The following is a 17,083-nucleotide window of genomic DNA, read 5'->3' as shown; positions in this document are numbered from 1 at the left end:
ACGTACAAGGGGGTCTGATGGAAGCGGAATTGGTGGCTCTCGCCACGGCGGGGGCGACGACGCTGGTGCAGCAGATGGCCACGGAGGGCTGGGCCGCGGTCCGCCGGCGGATGGCGGCCTTCCTCGCCCGGCGCCGGGGCACGGACGACGACGCGGCCCTGGAGGAGCAGTTGGAGGCGGCGAGCACCGATGTGGCGATCGCCCGCCAGGACGGCGACGAGGCCGTGGTGACGGGGGTGACCGCGGTCTGGCAGGCGCGGCTGCGGCGGCTGCTGAGCGAGGACCCCGAAGCGGCGGCCGAACTGCGGGCCCTGCTCGACGAGGTGGCCCCTCGGCGGGAGGGCGTCACGCTACGGGACGTCCACAACACCATCAGCGGCGGTACGGTGAACGCACCGGTGATCCAGGCCGGCATCATCTCCGGCGGCAGCTTCGGCTCGCCGGGCCACCGGCCGCCCTCCGGCTGACCCCGCGCGCCCGGCACCCGGCGGCCGGGCAGAATGGCCGGGTGCGGCTCGAAGCGATCACCTGGGAACGGCTGACCGAAGCGCTCGCCGGGCGCATCGCCGCGACGACGGCGAAGGACGGGAGTCCCTGGCTGCGGGTGGCGGTCGACGGGGCTCCCGCCGCGTCCCCCGAAGTCCTGGCCGGGCGGCTCGCGGAGGCGTTGCGGCTCCGGGGGCGGCCGGTGCACAAGGCCGGCACCCACGGCTTTCTGCGCCCCGCCTCGCTCCGGCTGGAATACGGGCGCGAGGACCCGGACGCCTACCACGACGAGTGGTTCGACCGGCAGGCCCTGTGGCGCGAGGTGTTCCAGCCGCTGGATCCGGGCGGCACCGGGCGGGTGCTGCCGGACCTGTGGGATCCGGTGGCGGACCGCGCGACGCGCAGTGCATACGTCGAACTGCCGCCCGGCGGCGTGCTGTTGCTGCACGGTCCGCTGCTGCTCGGACATTGGTTTCCCTTCGATCTCTCCGTGCACCTGAAGCTGTCGCCGGCCGCGCTCGCCCGCCGCACCCCCGAGGGCGAACGGTGGACACTGCCGGCGTTCGCGCGCTACGACGCCGAGACCCGGCCCGAGGAAGCGGCGGATGTCGTCGTACGGGCCGACGATCCGCTCCGGCCGGCCTGGAGCGGCCCGGCCGGCTGACCGGGCGGCCTCAGCGGAGCTGCCGGATCTCGCCCCGCACGCGGTAGAACCCGCCCGAGGCGGGGGAAAGCCCCTCGACGACGTACCGCACCCCGGGCCGGCGTATGTGGCGCGGGAACTGGACGTTCCAGGACGGCTCGTAGCCCTCGGAGACCACATGCACCCGCAGTCGGCCGCCCTCCTGCAGGCACTCCACGACGATCCCCGAGGCCGAGGCGTGCGCCACCGTCTCGACCGTCGCGGACGGGGTGTAAGTGGGCAGTGCGGCGGCCGACTTCACATCCCGGGCGACCGGGACGGTGCCTGCGCGGGCGGCGGCGACGGCCGCATCGCCCGCGTCCACGCACACCAGGGAGCCGTCGGTGGTGACCAGATACAGCTTCTCGTCCAGATACTGCATCGACAGCGCCGATCCGCCGCCGGTGCCCAGCTTCCACAGGCGGGTGCCGTCCGGGGCGAAGCAGTACACCGAGGAGGCCGAGTCGCCAGCGAAGACATACCGGCCGCCCGGGGCGGTGGCGCACGCGTACACGACCGCGTCGCAGTGGTAGGTGGCCTCCAGCGCCCCGCCGCCCTTCGCCAGCCGCTGCACGACGCGCCGGTCGGTGCCCGCGTAGACGGCGTCGTCCTCCTGCCAGCCGAACAGCACGGCGCCGGTGGTCGGGGTGTGCCACAACTCGCCGCTGCCGTCTGCCGCATACGCCGTCACGCCGCGGTGGTGGCCGTGGTAGACGGCGTGCTCGTCGCGTCGGACCATCCAGGCGTCGGTGCCGCTGCTGCGGCGTGACCACTGGTACTCGTCCTCGTGGTCGATCACCGTCAGCGTGCCGTTGCGGTCGGCGACGTTGAGGACGCCCTCGCGGATGTCCAGCCAGAAGATGTCGGTGTCCCGGTCGATGACGTAGGCGGCGAACGGGAGCTTGGAGGAGAGGTCGTAGACCGTCCCGTCGTCGCAGCCGGCGTAGATCCAGAAGTCGTCCGCCACCAGGCACTTGACGCCGTCCGGGAGTTGATAGCGGGCCAGCACCTCGCCGTCGTGGCCGAGCGTGAAGACCTCGCCGTTCTGATTGCCCACCCAGCAGCGGTCCTCCGCGACATGGATGCCGAACGCGGCGGCGCCCGTACGGAACCGCCACAGCACCGGCGCGACCGCCCGTGCCGTCGACGGCGCCGACCCTACCTGGCGGCGCGTCACCGGCCTGGCGGTGCGCTGCCCTTGGACGGCCGGCGCATAGCCCTTGCGGATCTTCTCGCCGATCTTCCTGGCGGCCGCGGCCTGCGCCTTCTCCCGCGTCGGGAACGCCGAGGTCTGCGACTGGCCGGCCGCGCCGATGCGTCCGTAGCGCACCGAGACGACGGTGTCGTGCACCGCGACCTCATAGAACTTGTGCGCTCCGCCGTCCTCTTGGGACAGCTCCAGATACGTCGTGGTCTCGGACATGGCGCTCCCTCCCGGGCGGTCACAGCGACCGTCCCCCGCTGTGAAAAACCGTACGGGCGACCACTGACAATCGACCGCGGACGACCGAACGCACACCGCTGAACAGCGGATTCGGCGAGGCGGCTAGCGTGAGGGGGTGACTGCATCCAACTCGCTCCACTCACCCGCCGCGGCCGGCGTGCACCCGCCGCCGCCCGGCAGCCAGGGCCCCACCGCGACCGTGGAGGCCCGGCCGCGCGCCGTCGGCGCCGTGACGATGACCTACGCCCCCGACCCGGACGGCGCCCCGGACCCCGGCGAGATCGTCTGGACCTGGGTCCCCTACGAGGAGAACGACGGCCGGGGCAAGGACCGGCCGGTACTGGTCGTGGCCCGGGAGGCCGCCGGGACGCTGCTGGCCGTGCAGCTGTCCAGCAAGCGGCACAACGACGACCGGGACTGGGTGGCCATCGGCTCCGGCCCCTGGGACCGCGAGGGGCGCGACTCCTGGATCGCCGTGGACCGGGTGCTGCGGGTGCACCCGGCGGGGATGCGCCGTGAGGCGTGCGCACTGGACCGGGGGCGCTTCCACCTCGTCACCAACCGGCTGCGCGAGGTCTACGGCTGGCGCTGAGGGACCGCCGAGGCGCCGTACCGGGGCCGTTCCCGCACTCCGCGGCCGGCCCCGGGACGCGCGTCCGGGGAACGGGCGGCAGCCGGGTCAGGCGTCGGCCAGCGCGAGGATCTTGGTGACGGTGTTCCAGTTGCGCGCCGTGGCCGTCACCCCGAGCCGTGCGCGGCCCACCGCCTCGGCCAGCTTGGAGCGGCCGACGCCATCGGGGCACCACAGGAACAGCTCGCGTCCGACCAGCCGGAACCGGTCCGGAGCGAAGGCGGCGGGGTCGAGCGCGTCCAGCCTGGCCGTGTCGGACGGCACCGCCGACAGAAACGTCACATGCAGGCTCTTGGGCTCCGGCACGGCCAGCGGGAAGGGGTTCGCGGCGACCGCGGCGGCCAGCTCGTCGCGGGTCCGCACGACCACCGGCACGGACAAACCCAGCTCGGCGGAGATCCGCGCCTCGATCGCCCGGGCCGTCTCCTCCGGCGGCGTGCCGGGGTCGGCGAAGACGATGTTCCCGGTCTGCAGCAGCACCTGGACGTCCTCGAAGCCCAGGGACCGCGCCAGCTCCAGCTGGCGGGCCTTGGGGAAGGAATTGTGGCCTCCCACGTTGATGCCGCGGAGCAGGGCGATCTGACGGGACATGGCACGGCCCTTCATGGAGCGGTTCTCGGCTCACGGAACGGTCTCCGCGAGGAACGGGCGGGATCAGGAAGGATCGGAAGAGATCGAAAGACATGGGAAGAGAGGAGAAGAGATTCAGAAGAGAGGGGCCGGGAGGACGCCCTCCAGGGCCAGCAGCAGCCGCTTGGTCTCCAGCCCCCCGCCGAAGCCGCCGATACCGCCGTCGCTGGCCACCACACGATGGCACGGGACGACCACCGGGAGCGGATTGGAACCCATCGCCGCCCCCACCGCGCGGGCGGCGCCCGGCTCCCCGACCCGGTCGGCGAGGTCCTGATAGCCGACCACGCTGCCGTAGGGGACGCCGTCGGCCAGTGCATGCAGCACTCGGGCGTTGAACCCGGAGGACAGCGACCAGTCCAGCGGGACGGTGAAGGCCCGCAGCTCACCGGCGAAGTACGCGCCGAGCTCGGCGACGGCCGTCGCCAGGTGGGGTATCCCCGAGGCCGGCGGTCCACCGAAGGCGTGCTCCAGACGGGCCTGCGCGCGCCGGGCCACGCGCTCGTCGGCATGGAACACGACCTGGGCCAGCCCCTCCCGGGTCGCCGCGAGCAGCAGCGGCCCGATGGGGGTCTCGACGCGCGTCCGGCCCCAGTCGCGGCGGGCCGGGTGGGCCGCCTCCGGACCCGTGTCCGGCGACGTCGCCGGGCCTGGAACCTGCTCTGAGTTCGTCACGAGATCAGGGTAGGGCGCGCCACCGACAACGCGGCCGGAAACGGACCGACGGTCGGTGCCCCGGCCCGCTCGCGTCGCCCCGGCGTGCTCAGTCGTCGCCGTCGTCCAGCGCGTCGCGCACCACGTCGGGCTTGTTGCTGATGATCCCGTCGACACCCAGGTCGGCGTACTTGAGGGTGGACGGGCGGTCGTCGACGGTCCAGGCGAAGAGGTCCAGGCGGTAGCGGTGCGGGCCCCGCAGCGCGTGCACCGCGTGCACGTACTGGTGGGTGACGGCCGTGTGCGGAGGGTTGATCTGGTCGCAGAACCTCGCGTACTTGGGGAGGTCGGCCACCGGCGGGCTGCCGAGGAAGCCCGTGGTGAGGGCCGGGTTCAGCTGGTGGACCTTCTTGAGGCTGTCGGCGTTGAAGCTCTGGACGATCAGACGGTGCTTGATGTGCCGCCGGTCCAGCCAGCCGTCGCGGCGCAGCTCCTGGAGGGCCTGGCGCTCGATGCCCGGGTAGAGCTCCGGGTTCTTGAGCTCCATCAGCAGCCGCTGCCTGTTGTGGTCGACCTCGTTCAGGTACTTCCTGAGGGTGGGCACCCGCACGCCCTTGAACTTCGCGCCGAACCAGCTGCCCGCGTCGAGCTTCTCGATCTCGTGGAGTGTGAAGGCACCGACGTTCCACGGGGAGCGGCGCGGGAACAGCTTCCTGACGTTGGTCGTCCTGGCCAGCGAGGTGTCGTGCAGGACGACCAGCTGTCCGTCCTTGGTGCGCTGGACGTCGTTCTCGACCCAGGTGATGCCGAGCCGGCGGGCCGTGTCGATCGAGGCGAGGGTGTTCTCGGGCGCGTACGCCGCGGCGCCGCGGTGGCCGACCACCACCGGCGCGTGCCCATGGGACGCGGCCTGGGCACCGGCCGGCAAGAGGACGAGCGCGGACAGACCCATGAGCGCACCGGTGGCAACGGTGGTGACGGGGCGAATACGCATACGGACTCCTCGTGACGTCGTGGAAGTGAGCTGACGTGAAGTGAGGTGAACGGGGGCGGACGGACGGAGGCTCGCAGCCGGGCCGAAGCGGGGGAGTCGGGCGGTGGCCGGGCGCTGAACGAGAAGTGGCCGGTGTTCCGTGCAGGGCGCCGTAGCCGCAGGATGCCCGGAATGACCGTGCAGCTGACGTACGCCCCGACGTCGTCCAACTTGCCGGAGCCGCGGCATCCGCGCATCTCGGCCGACGGATCGTCACCCTTCGCGCGCTTGAATGGTTTTACCCGTCGCACCGATGGCGCAGCGCGGCGGCCGGATGCACCGGCGGGGGCCCTGCCGGCTTCCTGACCGGTCATGCCGCTACCGGGCGTGCGGTCCGGCGGCGGATCAGCCGGGGCGATCGGGAGCGGGAACCGGCAGTGTCCCGGCCGGCCGCCGCGCCGCCGCAGCTCGCCGATGCCCCTCATCCCCACCGCAAAACCGCTGGTCAGAGCATGCGTGGCGCCGATTGTCAGTGGCGGGTCGTACGGTGGACCCCATGCGGCCCGTATCAAAGATCGAACGCACGGTGGCGCCTTTCGAGGTCGTCAGCTCGTACCAGCCCAGTGGTGACCAGCCGGCGGCCATCGCCGAGCTGGAGCGGCGCGTCCGCGGGGGTGAGAAGGACGTCGTCCTGCTGGGTGCGACCGGCACCGGCAAGTCGGCGACCACCGCATGGATGATCGAGAAGCTGCAGCGCCCGACCCTCGTGATGGCGCCCAACAAGACCCTCGCGGCGCAGCTCGCCAACGAATTCCGCGAGCTGCTCCCGAACAACGCCGTCGAGTACTTCGTCTCCTACTACGACTACTACCAGCCCGAGGCGTACGTCCCGCAGTCCGATACGTACATCGAGAAGGACTCCTCCATCAACGAGGAGGTCGAACGGCTGCGCCACTCCGCGACGAACTCGCTGCTCACCCGGCGCGACGTCGTCGTGGTCGCGTCGGTGTCCTGCATCTACGGCCTGGGCACGCCCCAGGAGTACGTCGACCGGATGGTGCCCCTGAAGGTCGGCGACGAGATCGACCGCGACCAGCTGCTGCGCCGCTTCGTCGACATCCAGTACACCCGCAACGACATGGCGTTCACCCGCGGCACGTTCCGGGTCCGCGGCGACACCATCGAGATCTTCCCGGTCTACGAGGAGCTGGCCGTACGGATCGAGATGTTCGGCGACGAGATCGAGGCGCTGTCCACCCTCCACCCGCTCACCGGCGAGGTCATCAGCGACGACCAGCAGCTGTACATCTTCCCCGCCAGCCACTACGTCGCGGGCCCCGAGCGCATGGAGAGGGCCGTCGCCGGGATCGAGGCGGAGCTGGTGGACCGGCTCGCCACCCTGGAGAAGCAGGGCAAGCTGCTGGAGGCCCAGCGGCTGCGGATGCGCACCACCTACGACATCGAGATGATGCGCCAGATCGGCTCCTGCTCGGGCATCGAGAACTACTCGATGCACATGGACGGCCGCGAACCGGGCTCCGCGCCCAACACTCTCATCGACTACTTCCCGGACGACTTCCTGCTGGTCATCGACGAGTCGCATGTCACCGTCCCGCAGATCGGCGCCATGTACGAGGGTGACGCCTCCCGCAAGCGGACCCTCGTCGAGCACGGCTTCCGGCTCCCGTCCGCCCTGGACAACCGGCCGCTGAAGTGGGAGGAGTTCCTGGAGCGCATCGGCCAGACCGTCTATCTGTCCGCGACGCCCGGCCCCTACGAGCTCGCCCGCGGCGACGGCTTCGTGGAGCAGATCATCCGGCCGACCGGCCTGGTCGACCCGGAGGTGGTCGTCAAGCCCACCGACGGGCAGATCGACGACCTGGTGCACGAGATCCGCAAGCGCACCGAGAAGGACGAGCGCGTCCTCGTCACCACCCTCACCAAGAAGATGGCCGAGGACCTGACGGACTACTTCCTGGAGCTCGGCATCCAGGTCCGCTATCTGCACAGCGATGTGGACACCCTTCGGCGCGTGGAGCTGCTGCGCGAGCTGCGGGCGGGGGAGTACGACGTCCTGGTGGGCATCAACCTCCTGCGGGAGGGACTGGACCTGCCCGAGGTCTCCCTGGTGGCCATCCTGGACGCCGACAAGGAGGGCTTCCTGCGGTCCGGTTCGGCGCTGATCCAGACGATCGGCCGCGCGGCGCGCAATGTCTCCGGCCAGGTGCACATGTACGCCGACAAGGTCACCCCGGCGATGGAGAGGGCCATCGAGGAGACCAACCGCCGCCGCGAGAAGCAGCTCGCGTACAACAAGGCGAACGGCATCGACCCGCAGCCGCTCCGCAAGAAGATCGGCGACATCGTCGCCACCATCGCCCGCGAGGAGATCGACACCCAGGAACTGCTGGGCTCCGGTTACCGCAAGGGCGCCGACGCCAAGGACGGCAAGACTAAGGCACCCGTCCCGGCGCTCGGCGGGAAGGCCGGCAAGGCGGCGAAGGGCAAGGGCGGCAAGGCCGCCGCGCCCCTGACGGACCGCCCCGCCGCCGAACTCGCCGAGATGATCGAGGAGATGACGGAGCGGATGCGGGCCGCCGCGGCCGAGCTGCAGTTCGAGGTCGCCGCCCGGCTCCGTGACGAGGTGGGCGAACTGAAGAAGGAGCTGCGGCAAATGAGGGAGGCCGGAGTGAAGTAGGGGGCAAGGGGGCGCGCCCGCCGGCTCTCAAGCCGGCCAGGCCCTGGGCGGTGGCGCGGCCCGACGGGCGGGTCTGCCCCAGATGGCGGTGCGCCCTCGCGCCGCGGACGCGCTGCCGCCGGATCGCGATCCCGGCGCGCATCCGCTGAACGTCCATGGCTCCCGCACGGCTTCGACGACCGTGCGCCGACCTGGCGCGCCGTCCGGCCGATGGGGCCCGCCGGCCGATGGGGGCCTGTCGACGGGGCCCGCAGTCGGGGTGCACCCCCGATGACGGCAGGGGCACCCGTCCCGGCTCTGATGACGGCACCAGTACCCGTCGCCGGGCAGAGGGCCCTGCTCAGCGCACCCCACTTGAACAGGCATTTTGGGCTTTCCTTTACTGTCCCATGGCTTTCCTTTACCCTTCTTTGTGCGAGGGGCCCGAGACCCCCGGCAGCGACGACGCTGTGTGTGCCGTACGACCATGCCGGAGGAGCAGTGGACGTTTCCCTGACCCTGTGGGTGCTGACCATCCTCGGTCTGGGTGCCCTGATCGCCGTCGATTTCTTCATCGGCGGGCGCAAACCCCATGAGGTCTCCCTCAAGGAGGCCGGAGTCTGGACCGCCGTCTGGGTCGCGCTCGCCGCGCTGTTCGGGCTCGGCCTGCTGGTGTTCGGCGGGGGCGCGCCGGCCGGCGAGTTCTTCGCGGGGTTCATCACCGAGAAGTCGCTGAGCGTCGACAACCTCTTCGTCTTCGTCCTGATCATGGGCAAGTTCGCGGTGCCGGCGATCTACCAGCAGCGGGTGCTGATGGTCGGCGTGCTGATCGCCCTCGTACTGCGGGCCGGCTTCATCGGCGCGGGCGCCGCGATCATCGCCAACTTCTCGTGGGTGTTCTACCTCTTCGGTGCGTTCCTCATCTGGACGGCCTGGAAGCTCGTCCAGGAGGCGCGTGTCGGGGAGGAGGACGAGGAGTTCGAGGAGAACCGCTTCCTGAAGGCGGTCGAGCGGCGCTTCCCGTCGGTCGACCGCTACCACGGAACCAGGTTGTTCGTGGTCGAGAACGGCCGCCGGCTGATGACGCCGATGCTGATCGTGATGCTGGCGATCGGCACCACCGATGTGCTGTTCGCGCTGGACTCCATCCCGGCGATCTTCGGCCTCACCCAGGACCCGTACATCGTCTTCACGGCCAACGCCTTCGCCCTGATGGGCCTGCGGCAGCTGTACTTCCTGATCGGCGGGCTGCTGAAGAAGCTGGTCCACCTCTCGTACGGCCTGTCGGTCATCCTGGGGTTCATCGGCGTCAAGCTGGTGTTGCACGCCCTGCACGAGTCCGGGGTGGCCGTCCCGGAGATCAGCATCCCGGTCTCGCTGGGCGTCATCTGCGCGGTGCTGGTCGTCACGACCGTCACCAGCCTGCGGGCCTCGAAGCGGCAGGCGGCGGCCGAGGCGGCGGCCGGGCAGGACCCGGCGGCCGTGGCGGCCGGCGAGCAGGTCCGCGGCTGACGCACCGGGCCCGGCGGCCGGATTTGCGCCGCCGGGCCCGGAATTGCGGGCTCCGCCGCTACCAGCCGCGCTCGCGCCACTCCACGAGATGCGGTCGCTCGGCGCCGAGCGTGGTGTCGGCGCCGTGGCCCGGATAGACCCAGGTCTCGTCCGGCAGCCGGCCGAAGAGCTTGGTCTCCACGTCGTCGAGCAGGCTGGTGAACCGCTCGGCGCTGCCCCAGGTGTTGCCGACGCCGCCGGGGAACAGGCAGTCCCCGGTGAACAGGTGCGGGGCGCCGTGCGGGTCGTCGTAGACCAGCGCGACGCTGCCGGGGGTGTGCCCGGCCAGATGCCGCGCGGTCAGCTTCACGCGGCCCACCGTGACCGTGTCGCCGTCGTCGAGCAGGACGTCCGTGGGGACCGGGATCCCCTCGGCGTCGTACCGCCCCGCGTACGTCCGCGCACCCGTCGTATCGACCACCTCGCGCAGCGCGCCCCAGTGGTCGCCGTGCTGATGCGTGGTGACCACGGACGCGAGGCCGCTGTCGCCGATCAGGGTCAGGAGGGTGTGCGGCTCGGCGGCGGCGTCGATCAGCAGCTGCTCGTCGGTCGCACGGCACCGCAGCACATAGGCGTTGTTGTTCATCGGACCGACCGCGACCTTCGAGATCATCAGGTCGGATAGCTCATGCACGTCGGCCGGTCCGCCGACCTTCACTGCTCCGCTGTAACCCATGGGATCAACTCTAGAGCGGCGGGATGACCGGCAACGGCGAGCCCTGGGTGTCCAGTCCGGCACCGTCGGCACGCCCCGTCAGCCAGCCGACCAGGGCGGTGGCCGGGCCGGTCACCACCACGGGCGCGGCCTCGGTGCCGTCACCGGAGCCGGTGCGCCCGGTGCGCCAGGTGCGGCCGTCGCCGGTCCGCAGCTCCAGGGCGGGCAGGGCCGGGTGCCCGGCGAATTTCACGGTGGCCAGGAAGTCCAGCTCGTTGTCCAGGAAGGCGGGCGGCAGCTGCTCCACGGCGTAGCCGACACCGAGGTCGACGTGGTGCAGCTCGACCTCGGCCAGCCGGCGCAGCGCCAGCCGGTCGGCCCGCTCGACCACGCCGTTGCGCATCTCGACCCGGAACGCCCGGCGGTCTTCCGGAAGCGCCTGCGCCGCCGCCGCGAACCGGGCCGCGCTCTCCCGCAGGTCCTCCAGATGGGCCGCCAGCGGGCGGTCGGCGTCCCGCTCGATATCGCCGTCGCGCGCCGCCGCGCTGGCGTACATCGGGGTGCGGACGTCCGTACGGGCCCAGGTCAGGAGGTTGACCAGGGCGTCCGCGTTGCGTGCCAGATGGGCCAGGACATGGCCGCGGGTCCAGCCGGGCAGCAGGGACGGTTCGCCGATCGCGTCGTCGTCGAGCTTGCTCAGCGAGATCAGGAGCCGGTCGGTGGCCTCGTGGACGGCGGCCACATCGCGTGGGAAGTCAGGGGTGGTCATGCTCCGACGCTAGCGCCAGGAAGGCGAGTTCGGGAGTCGGCCGGCGGCGGTCCGGGCGGATGCGGGGTGGTGCCGGCGGCGCGGGTGGTGCGCAGGGCGCGGAAGGGGCGGGCGGGGCGCCGCCCCCCGCGGTGCGATGCCCCGGGGCCCGTCCGAGGCCCCCCCGGACCCCTTCCGCCGGGGCGCCGCGCCCCGCACCGGCCCCGCCGGCGTCCGGTCCCCTCAGGCCACCGTGCCGTCGGGCACTCCGAACCACCGCCGCAGCGCCGCGTCCAGCTCGTCGTACGCCCCCGGGGCGTCGGCGGCCCAGGCGGTGCAGCCGTCCGGACGCACCAGCAGGCCGGCCAGCTCCGGCCGCTGCGGGCAGTCGGCCGTCAGGACCCGCACCCGGCGGCCGTAGCCCGTCGCGCGCTTGGGCAGGTCGGGGTCGCCGGTCAGATCGAGCAACAGGCCCTGGCCGCCGTGCAGATGGTCCGCGAGCCGGCTGCCGTCGGACAGCTCCAGGTCGGGGGCGGTCCGGCCGGTCAGCGGATGGCTGCCGGGCAGGTCGTAGTGCTGCCAGACGCCGGAGATCTTCTTGGCGAAGAAGGTGGTGGCGGCGCTGGTCAGCGACAGTTCCGCGATCACCTCGCGCAGCGCCCGGGCGTGGGATTCGGGCCGCATCAGCGCCACTTGGGCCCGGGTCCACTCCAGCACCCAGGCGCCTATGGGGTGCCGCTCGGCGGTGTAGGTATCGAGCAGCCCCTCCGGAGCCCAGCCGTGCACCGTGGCGGCCAGCTTCCAGCCGAGGTTCATCGCGTCGCCGATGCCGAGGTTGAGGCCCTGGCCGCCGAACGGCGAGTGGACATGCGCCGCGTCGCCGGCCAGCAGCACCCGGCCGCGCCGGTACTCGGGCACCTGGCGGGCGTTGTCGGTGAAGCGGGTGGCCGTGTGCACCTCGGTGATCGTGACGTCCTGGACGCCGGAGACATGGCGCAGCGAGGTCTGCAACTCCTCGGCGGTGATGGGCGCGTCACGGTCCGCGGGCGGTCCGTCGAACTCCACGGTGAGGATCCGGCCGGGCGTCGGCCCGTGGACGTAGGTGCCGGTCCCGGTCCAGTTCCAGCCGGCGCCCAGGGCTTCGGAGCCGGTCATCTCCACGACGGCCTGATGGCCGGTGATCTCCGGGTCCGTACCGGGGAACGGGAATCCGGCGAGCCGGCGCACCGTGCTGCGGCCGCCGTCGCAGCCCACCAGCCAGCCGGTGCGCAGCGACCCCTCCGAGGTGTGGACGGTGACACCGTCCTCCTCGGTGTCGAAGCCGGTCAGCTTCACTCCGCGCCGCAGGGTGACGCCCGACTCGGCGGCGCGGGCGGCGAGCACGCGCTCCAGGGCGTCCTGGGGGATGAGGCCGACCTCGGCGGCGGGGCCGGGCGTGCCGAAGTCCGGGTCGGACTCGTCCAGGAGATCGCCGCGCAGCATGATGCCCGCGAAGTGCCCGGCGAACCGGGGCGCCGGCGTCACCCCGGAGACGCCCGCGGCCTGCCGCTGCCGCAGGAAGGAGCTGAACCGCTCCATGGCGGCGTCCTGCACCTCCCGGAGGGCGGGCAGCAGCCCGCGCCGGTAGAAGGCTTCCGCGCTGGGGGAGTTGATGGCCCCCGCCTTGATCGTCGGGTCCACGTCGGTCAGCCGTTCCAGGACGGTGACCCGGACATCCGCCAGTGCCAGTTCGCAGGCGAGCATCAGCCCCACCGGGCCGCCCCCCACCACGACTACGTCTGCGTCATGTGTCATGCGTATGAGTGTAGTGACTAAAAATTTGTTCCAGCTACAATTTTCTGGGAATGGTTCCCGGGCAGGTGGGAGGCTTGGTGGCGGAGAACGAGCGGGACGGCGGTGCGGCGGCCGGTGCCGAGACGGAGGCCGGGCGCGCGGAGGAGGACGGGCGGCTGACGCTGCGCGAGCGCAAGAAGCTGCGCACCCGACAGCGGATCTCCGGGGAGGCGACGCTGCTCTTCATCGAGCGCGGCTTCGACAACGTCACCGTGGCCGAGGTCGCCCGCGCCGCCGAGGTGTCCACGATGACGGTCTTCAATTACTTCCCGCGGAAGGAGGACCTCTTCCTCGACCGGATCCCGGAGGCCGCGGAGCTGATCGTCCGCGCGGTCCGCGGGCGCGGCGCGCACGAGTCGCCGCTGGCCGCGCTGCGCCGGCTGCTGCTCGACCTGCTGGGGCGGCGGCATCCGCTGGGTGCGGTGGGGGAGGGGTTCGAGCACTTCTGGCGCACGGTGCTGGATGCGCCGGCGCTCCGGGCGCGGGCGCGCGAGGCGGTCGAGGAGATCGAGCGCACGCTGGCCGGGCTGCTGGCCGAGGCCGCCGGGGGCGATGCCGAACGGCCCGGGTACGACCACCGGCTGGCCGCTGCGCTGGTCATCGCCGGGTGCCGGGCGGCGTACGCGGAAGCCGCGGCCCGGGCGCTGGCGGGTGACTCCGCGGACGCGGTGGCCGTTGACCAGGAGGCGGTGATCCGGCGCACCTTCGACGCGCTGGAGCGGGCGCTGCCGGACGGTGCCGGGGGCGGGTCCGCCGGGAGTCGGATGGCGTAACGCCTGGTCGGAGGGGCGGGAAGGGTACGGGGCTGCCACACGTTTGGGTGAAGAGGGCTTGCGAGGCCCGTAAATCGAATGCGCGTGCTATAGGCTCGTGTATGGCATCACAAAGACACTGCCGTGGAGGCCCCCCTACCCTTGGTCGGGGGCCCCGCTCCGCTCCGCCGCCTCTGCTCATTCACCGTGCGGCGGACGCAGCCCCGCGGCTCCCGACCCTCTCCAAGAAAGGTGCCGACCGGCGTGGCCGACCGTCTCATCGTCCGTGGCGCTCGCGAGCACAATCTCCGCAACGTCTCGCTCGACCTCCCCCGCGACTCCCTCATCGTCTTCACGGGGCTCTCCGGGTCGGGCAAGTCCTCGCTCGCCTTCGACACGATCTTCGCCGAGGGGCAGCGGCGCTATGTCGAGTCGCTCTCCTCCTACGCCCGGCAGTTCCTCGGGCAGATGGACAAGCCCGATGTGGACTTCATCGAGGGCCTGTCCCCCGCGGTCTCGATCGACCAGAAGTCGACGTCGCGCAACCCGCGCTCGACGGTCGGCACGATCACCGAGGTCTACGACTACCTCCGGCTGCTCTTCGCCCGTATCGGCAAGCCGCACTGCCCCGAGTGCGGGCGGCCGATCGCCCGGCAGTCGCCGCAGGCCATCGTGGACAAGGTCCTGGAGCTCCCCGAGGGCAGCCGGTTCCAGGTGCTCTCCCCGCTGGTGCGCGAGCGCAAGGGCGAGTTCGTCGACCTCTTCTCCGACCTCCAGACCAAGGGCTACAGCCGCGCCCGCGTCGACGGGGAGACGATCCATCTCGCCGAGCCGCCGAAGCTGAAGAAGCAGGAGAAGCACACCATCGAGGTGGTCGTCGACCGCCTCACGGTCAAGGAGAGCGCCAAGCGGAGGCTCACCGACTCCGTCGAGACCGCCCTCGGGCTCTCCGGAGGCATGGTCATCCTGGACTTCGTCGACCTGGACGCCGACGACCCGCAGCGCGAGCGGATGTACTCCGAGCACCTCTACTGCACCTACGACGACCTCTCCTTCGAGGAGCTGGAGCCGCGCTCCTTCTCGTTCAACTCGCCCTTCGGCGCCTGCCCGGACTGCACCGGCATCGGCACGCGCATGGAGGTCGACCCCGAGCTGATCATCCCCGACGAGGACCGCTCGCTGGACGAGGGCGCCATCCACCCCTGGTCCGGCGGACACACCAAGGACTACTTCGGCCGGCTGGTCGGCGCGCTCGCCGACGCCCTCGGATTCCGTACGGACATCCCGTGGGCCGGGCTGCCGCAGCGGGCCAAGAAGGCCCTGCTGTACGGCCACAAGACCCAGATCGAGGTGCGCTACCGCAACCGCTACGGCCGCGAGCGGGCATACACCACCGCCTTCGAGGGCGCCGTGCCGTTCGTCAAGCGGCGGCACAGCGAAGCGGAGAGCGACAGCAGCCGGGAGCGCTTCGAGGGCTATATGCGCGAGGTGCCCTGCCCGACGTGCGAGGGGACGCGGCTCAAGCCGATCGTGCTCGCCGTGACGGTCCAGGAGAAGTCGATCGCCGAGGTCGCGGGCATGTCGATCAGCGACTGCGCCGACTTCCTGCGCTCGATGAAGCTGAACGCCCGCGAGAAGACCATCGCCGAGCGGGTCCTCAAGGAGGTCAACGAGCGGCTGAAGTTCCTGGTCGACGTCGGCCTCGACTACCTCTCGCTGAACCGCGCGGCCGGCACCCTCTCCGGTGGCGAGGCCCAGCGCATCCGCCTCGCCACCCAGATCGGCTCCGGCCTGGTGGGCGTGCTCTACGTCCTCGACGAGCCGTCGATCGGCCTGCACCAGCGCGACAACCACCGGCTGATCGAGACCCTGGTGCGGCTGCGCGACATGGGCAACACCCTGATCGTCGTGGAGCACGACGAGGACACCATCAAGGTCGCGGACTGGGTCGTCGACATCGGCCCGGGCGCCGGCGAGCACGGCGGCAAGGTCGTCCACAGCGGCCCGATGAAGCAGCTGCTGGCCAACAAGGAGTCGATCACCGGCCAGTATCTGTCCGGCAAGAAGGCCATCGCGACGCCCGACATCCGCCGCCCCGCCGACCCGGCCCGGCAGCTGACGGTCCACGGCGCGAAGGAGAACAACCTCCGCGACATCGACGTCTCCTTCCCGCTCGGGGTGCTCTCCGCCGTCACCGGCGTCTCCGGCTCCGGCAAGTCGACGCTGGTCAACGACATCCTGTACACCCACCTCGCGCGCGAGCTCAACGGCGCCAAGTCGGTGCCCGGCCGGCACACCCGGGTCGCCGGCGACGACCTGGTCGACAAGGTCGTCCATGTCGACCAGTCGCCGATCGGCCGCACCCCGCGCTCCAACCCGGCGACCTACACCGGCGTCTTCGACCACGTCCGCAAGCTCTTCGCGGAGACGATGGAGGCGAAGGTCCGCGGCTATCTGCCGGGTCGCTTCTCCTTCAACGTCAAGGGCGGTCGCTGCGAGAACTGCTCCGGCGACGGCACGATCAAGATCGAGATGAACTTCCTGCCGGATGTGTACGTACCGTGCGAGGTCTGCCACGGCGCGCGCTACAACCGCGAGACGCTGGAGGTCCACTACAAGGGCAAGTCCATCGCCGAGGTGCTGGACATGCCCATCGAGGAGGCGCTGAGCTTCTTCGAGGCGGTGCCGACCATCGCCCGGCATCTCAAGACGCTCCATGAGGTCGGCCTCGGATACGTCCGGCTCGGCCAGTCCGCGCCGACCCTCTCGGGTGGTGAGGCGCAGCGCGTCAAGCTGGCCAGCGAGCTCCAGAAGCGCTCCACCGGCAGCACCGTCTACGTCCTCGACGAGCCGACCACCGGTCTGCACTTCGACGACATCAGCAAGCTCATCACGGTGCTGTCCGGGCTGGTCGACAAGGGCAACACGGTCATCGTCATCGAGCACAACCTCGATGTGATCAAGACCGCGGACTGGGTCATCGACATGGGCCCCGAGGGCGGCAACGGCGGCGGCACGGTCGTCGCCGAGGGCACCCCGGAGCAGATCGCCTCGATCCCGGCCAGCCACACCGGCAAGTTCCTGCGGGAGATCCTCGGCGACCGGGTCAGCGACGCGGCACCGGTGACCGGGGCGGCCAAGAAGCCGGCCGCCCGGAAGTCCGCCGCGAAGAAGACGGTGGCCGCGAACGCCGCGGCGAAGAAGGCCGTGACCAGGTCGGCCGCCGCCGGGACCGCCGCGTCCAAGCCGGCGGCGAAGAAGGCCGCCGCCAAGAAGACGACGACGCGGGCTCGCCGAGCCTCCTGACGCACCGTCAGCGACGGGGGTGGAGCCGGGTCGGGCCCGGGGCTCCGCCCCCGTGGCGCGT

Annotated in this window: 14 protein-coding genes; 7 read left to right on the top strand and 7 right to left on the bottom strand. The window is 71.4% G+C overall.

Annotation, left to right across the window (positions count from 1 at the left end):
• The first annotated feature begins 17 nt into the window (after positions 1-17).
• Positions 18-467 (top strand): hypothetical protein, encoded by a 450-nt coding sequence (locus tag ACO1BR_RS00775; protein ID WP_426793051.1) that lies wholly within the window; start codon positions 18-20, stop codon positions 465-467.
• A gap of 41 nt (positions 468-508) precedes the next feature.
• The gene (locus tag ACO1BR_RS00770) at positions 509-1,150 is read left to right on the top strand and encodes a uridine kinase (protein WP_426793050.1); all 642 of its coding nucleotides are present in this window, start codon (positions 509-511) and stop codon (positions 1,148-1,150) included.
• A 10-nt stretch (positions 1,151-1,160) separates the two neighbouring features.
• On the opposite strand, the gene ACO1BR_RS00765 is transcribed toward ACO1BR_RS00770, so the two are convergent.
• Entirely contained in the window at positions 1,161-2,591 is a 1,431-nt protein-coding gene (locus ACO1BR_RS00765; protein WP_426793049.1) for a WGR domain-containing protein, read from the bottom strand.
• Between the two features lie 220 nt (positions 2,592-2,811).
• Here ACO1BR_RS00765 and ACO1BR_RS00760 point away from each other — a divergent pair, with 220 nt between their 5' ends.
• Complete coding sequence (locus ACO1BR_RS00760; protein ID WP_201305158.1) at positions 2,812-3,204, top strand: type II toxin-antitoxin system PemK/MazF family toxin; 393 nt, start codon at positions 2,812-2,814, stop codon at positions 3,202-3,204.
• 87 nt (positions 3,205-3,291) lie between these two features.
• Here the strand turns inward: ACO1BR_RS00760 and ACO1BR_RS00755 are convergent, their stop codons facing one another.
• From ACO1BR_RS00755 to ACO1BR_RS00745, 3 genes are all read right to left on the bottom strand, one after another.
• On the bottom strand, positions 3,292-3,834 hold the full coding sequence (locus tag ACO1BR_RS00755) for a DUF1697 domain-containing protein (protein WP_426793048.1): 543 nt from the start codon (positions 3,832-3,834) through the stop codon (positions 3,292-3,294).
• Positions 3,835-3,948: 114 nt separating this feature from the next.
• Positions 3,949-4,548 carry a methylated-DNA--[protein]-cysteine S-methyltransferase gene (locus ACO1BR_RS00750; RefSeq protein WP_426793047.1) on the bottom strand — a complete coding sequence of 200 codons (600 nt, stop codon included), beginning with the start codon at positions 4,546-4,548 and terminating at the stop codon, positions 3,949-3,951.
• Positions 4,549-4,636: 88 nt separating this feature from the next.
• Positions 4,637-5,521, bottom strand: coding sequence for a glycerophosphodiester phosphodiesterase (locus tag ACO1BR_RS00745; protein WP_426793046.1), 885 nt, complete (start codon positions 5,519-5,521; stop codon positions 4,637-4,639).
• Between the two features lie 535 nt (positions 5,522-6,056).
• On the opposite strand from ACO1BR_RS00745, the gene uvrB reads away from it, so the two are divergent.
• Together uvrB and ACO1BR_RS00735 are read left to right on the top strand one after the other, a co-directional pair.
• A complete protein-coding gene (gene uvrB, locus ACO1BR_RS00740) occupies positions 6,057-8,198 on the top strand; it encodes an excinuclease ABC subunit UvrB (protein WP_426793045.1) in 2,142 nt (713 codons plus the stop codon).
• A 480-nt stretch (positions 8,199-8,678) separates the two neighbouring features.
• Complete coding sequence (locus tag ACO1BR_RS00735; RefSeq protein WP_426793044.1) at positions 8,679-9,689, top strand: TerC family protein; 1,011 nt, start codon at positions 8,679-8,681, stop codon at positions 9,687-9,689.
• Positions 9,690-9,747: 58 nt separating this feature from the next.
• Here the strand turns inward: ACO1BR_RS00735 and ACO1BR_RS00730 are convergent, their stop codons facing one another.
• From ACO1BR_RS00730 to ACO1BR_RS00720, 3 genes are all read right to left on the bottom strand, one after another.
• On the bottom strand, positions 9,748-10,404 hold the full coding sequence (locus ACO1BR_RS00730) for an MBL fold metallo-hydrolase (protein ID WP_426793043.1): 657 nt from the start codon (positions 10,402-10,404) through the stop codon (positions 9,748-9,750).
• A 10-nt stretch (positions 10,405-10,414) separates the two neighbouring features.
• On the bottom strand, positions 10,415-11,152 hold the full coding sequence (locus tag ACO1BR_RS00725; RefSeq protein WP_426793042.1) for a maleylpyruvate isomerase family mycothiol-dependent enzyme: 738 nt from the start codon (positions 11,150-11,152) through the stop codon (positions 10,415-10,417).
• A gap of 222 nt (positions 11,153-11,374) precedes the next feature.
• Positions 11,375-12,925 carry an FAD-dependent monooxygenase gene (locus tag ACO1BR_RS00720; RefSeq protein ID WP_426793041.1) on the bottom strand — a complete coding sequence of 517 codons (1,551 nt, stop codon included), beginning with the start codon at positions 12,923-12,925 and terminating at the stop codon, positions 11,375-11,377.
• A gap of 77 nt (positions 12,926-13,002) precedes the next feature.
• Between ACO1BR_RS00720 and ACO1BR_RS00715 the strand changes: the two genes are divergently transcribed.
• Together ACO1BR_RS00715 and uvrA are read left to right on the top strand one after the other, a co-directional pair.
• The gene (locus tag ACO1BR_RS00715) at positions 13,003-13,737 is read left to right on the top strand and encodes a TetR/AcrR family transcriptional regulator (RefSeq protein ID WP_426793040.1); all 735 of its coding nucleotides are present in this window, start codon (positions 13,003-13,005) and stop codon (positions 13,735-13,737) included.
• Between the two features lie 243 nt (positions 13,738-13,980).
• A complete protein-coding gene (uvrA, locus tag ACO1BR_RS00710) occupies positions 13,981-17,022 on the top strand; it encodes an excinuclease ABC subunit UvrA (protein ID WP_426793039.1) in 3,042 nt (1,013 codons plus the stop codon).
• Positions 17,023-17,083 lie beyond the last annotated feature (61 nt).

The sequence above is a fragment of the Streptomyces sp. YGL11-2 genome, from assembly GCF_050054615.1.
Lineage (GTDB): Bacteria > Actinomycetota > Actinomycetes > Streptomycetales > Streptomycetaceae > Streptomyces.
Note: the sequence above shows the minus strand (reverse complement) of the source record. Positions and strands in the feature narration are given on the sequence as shown.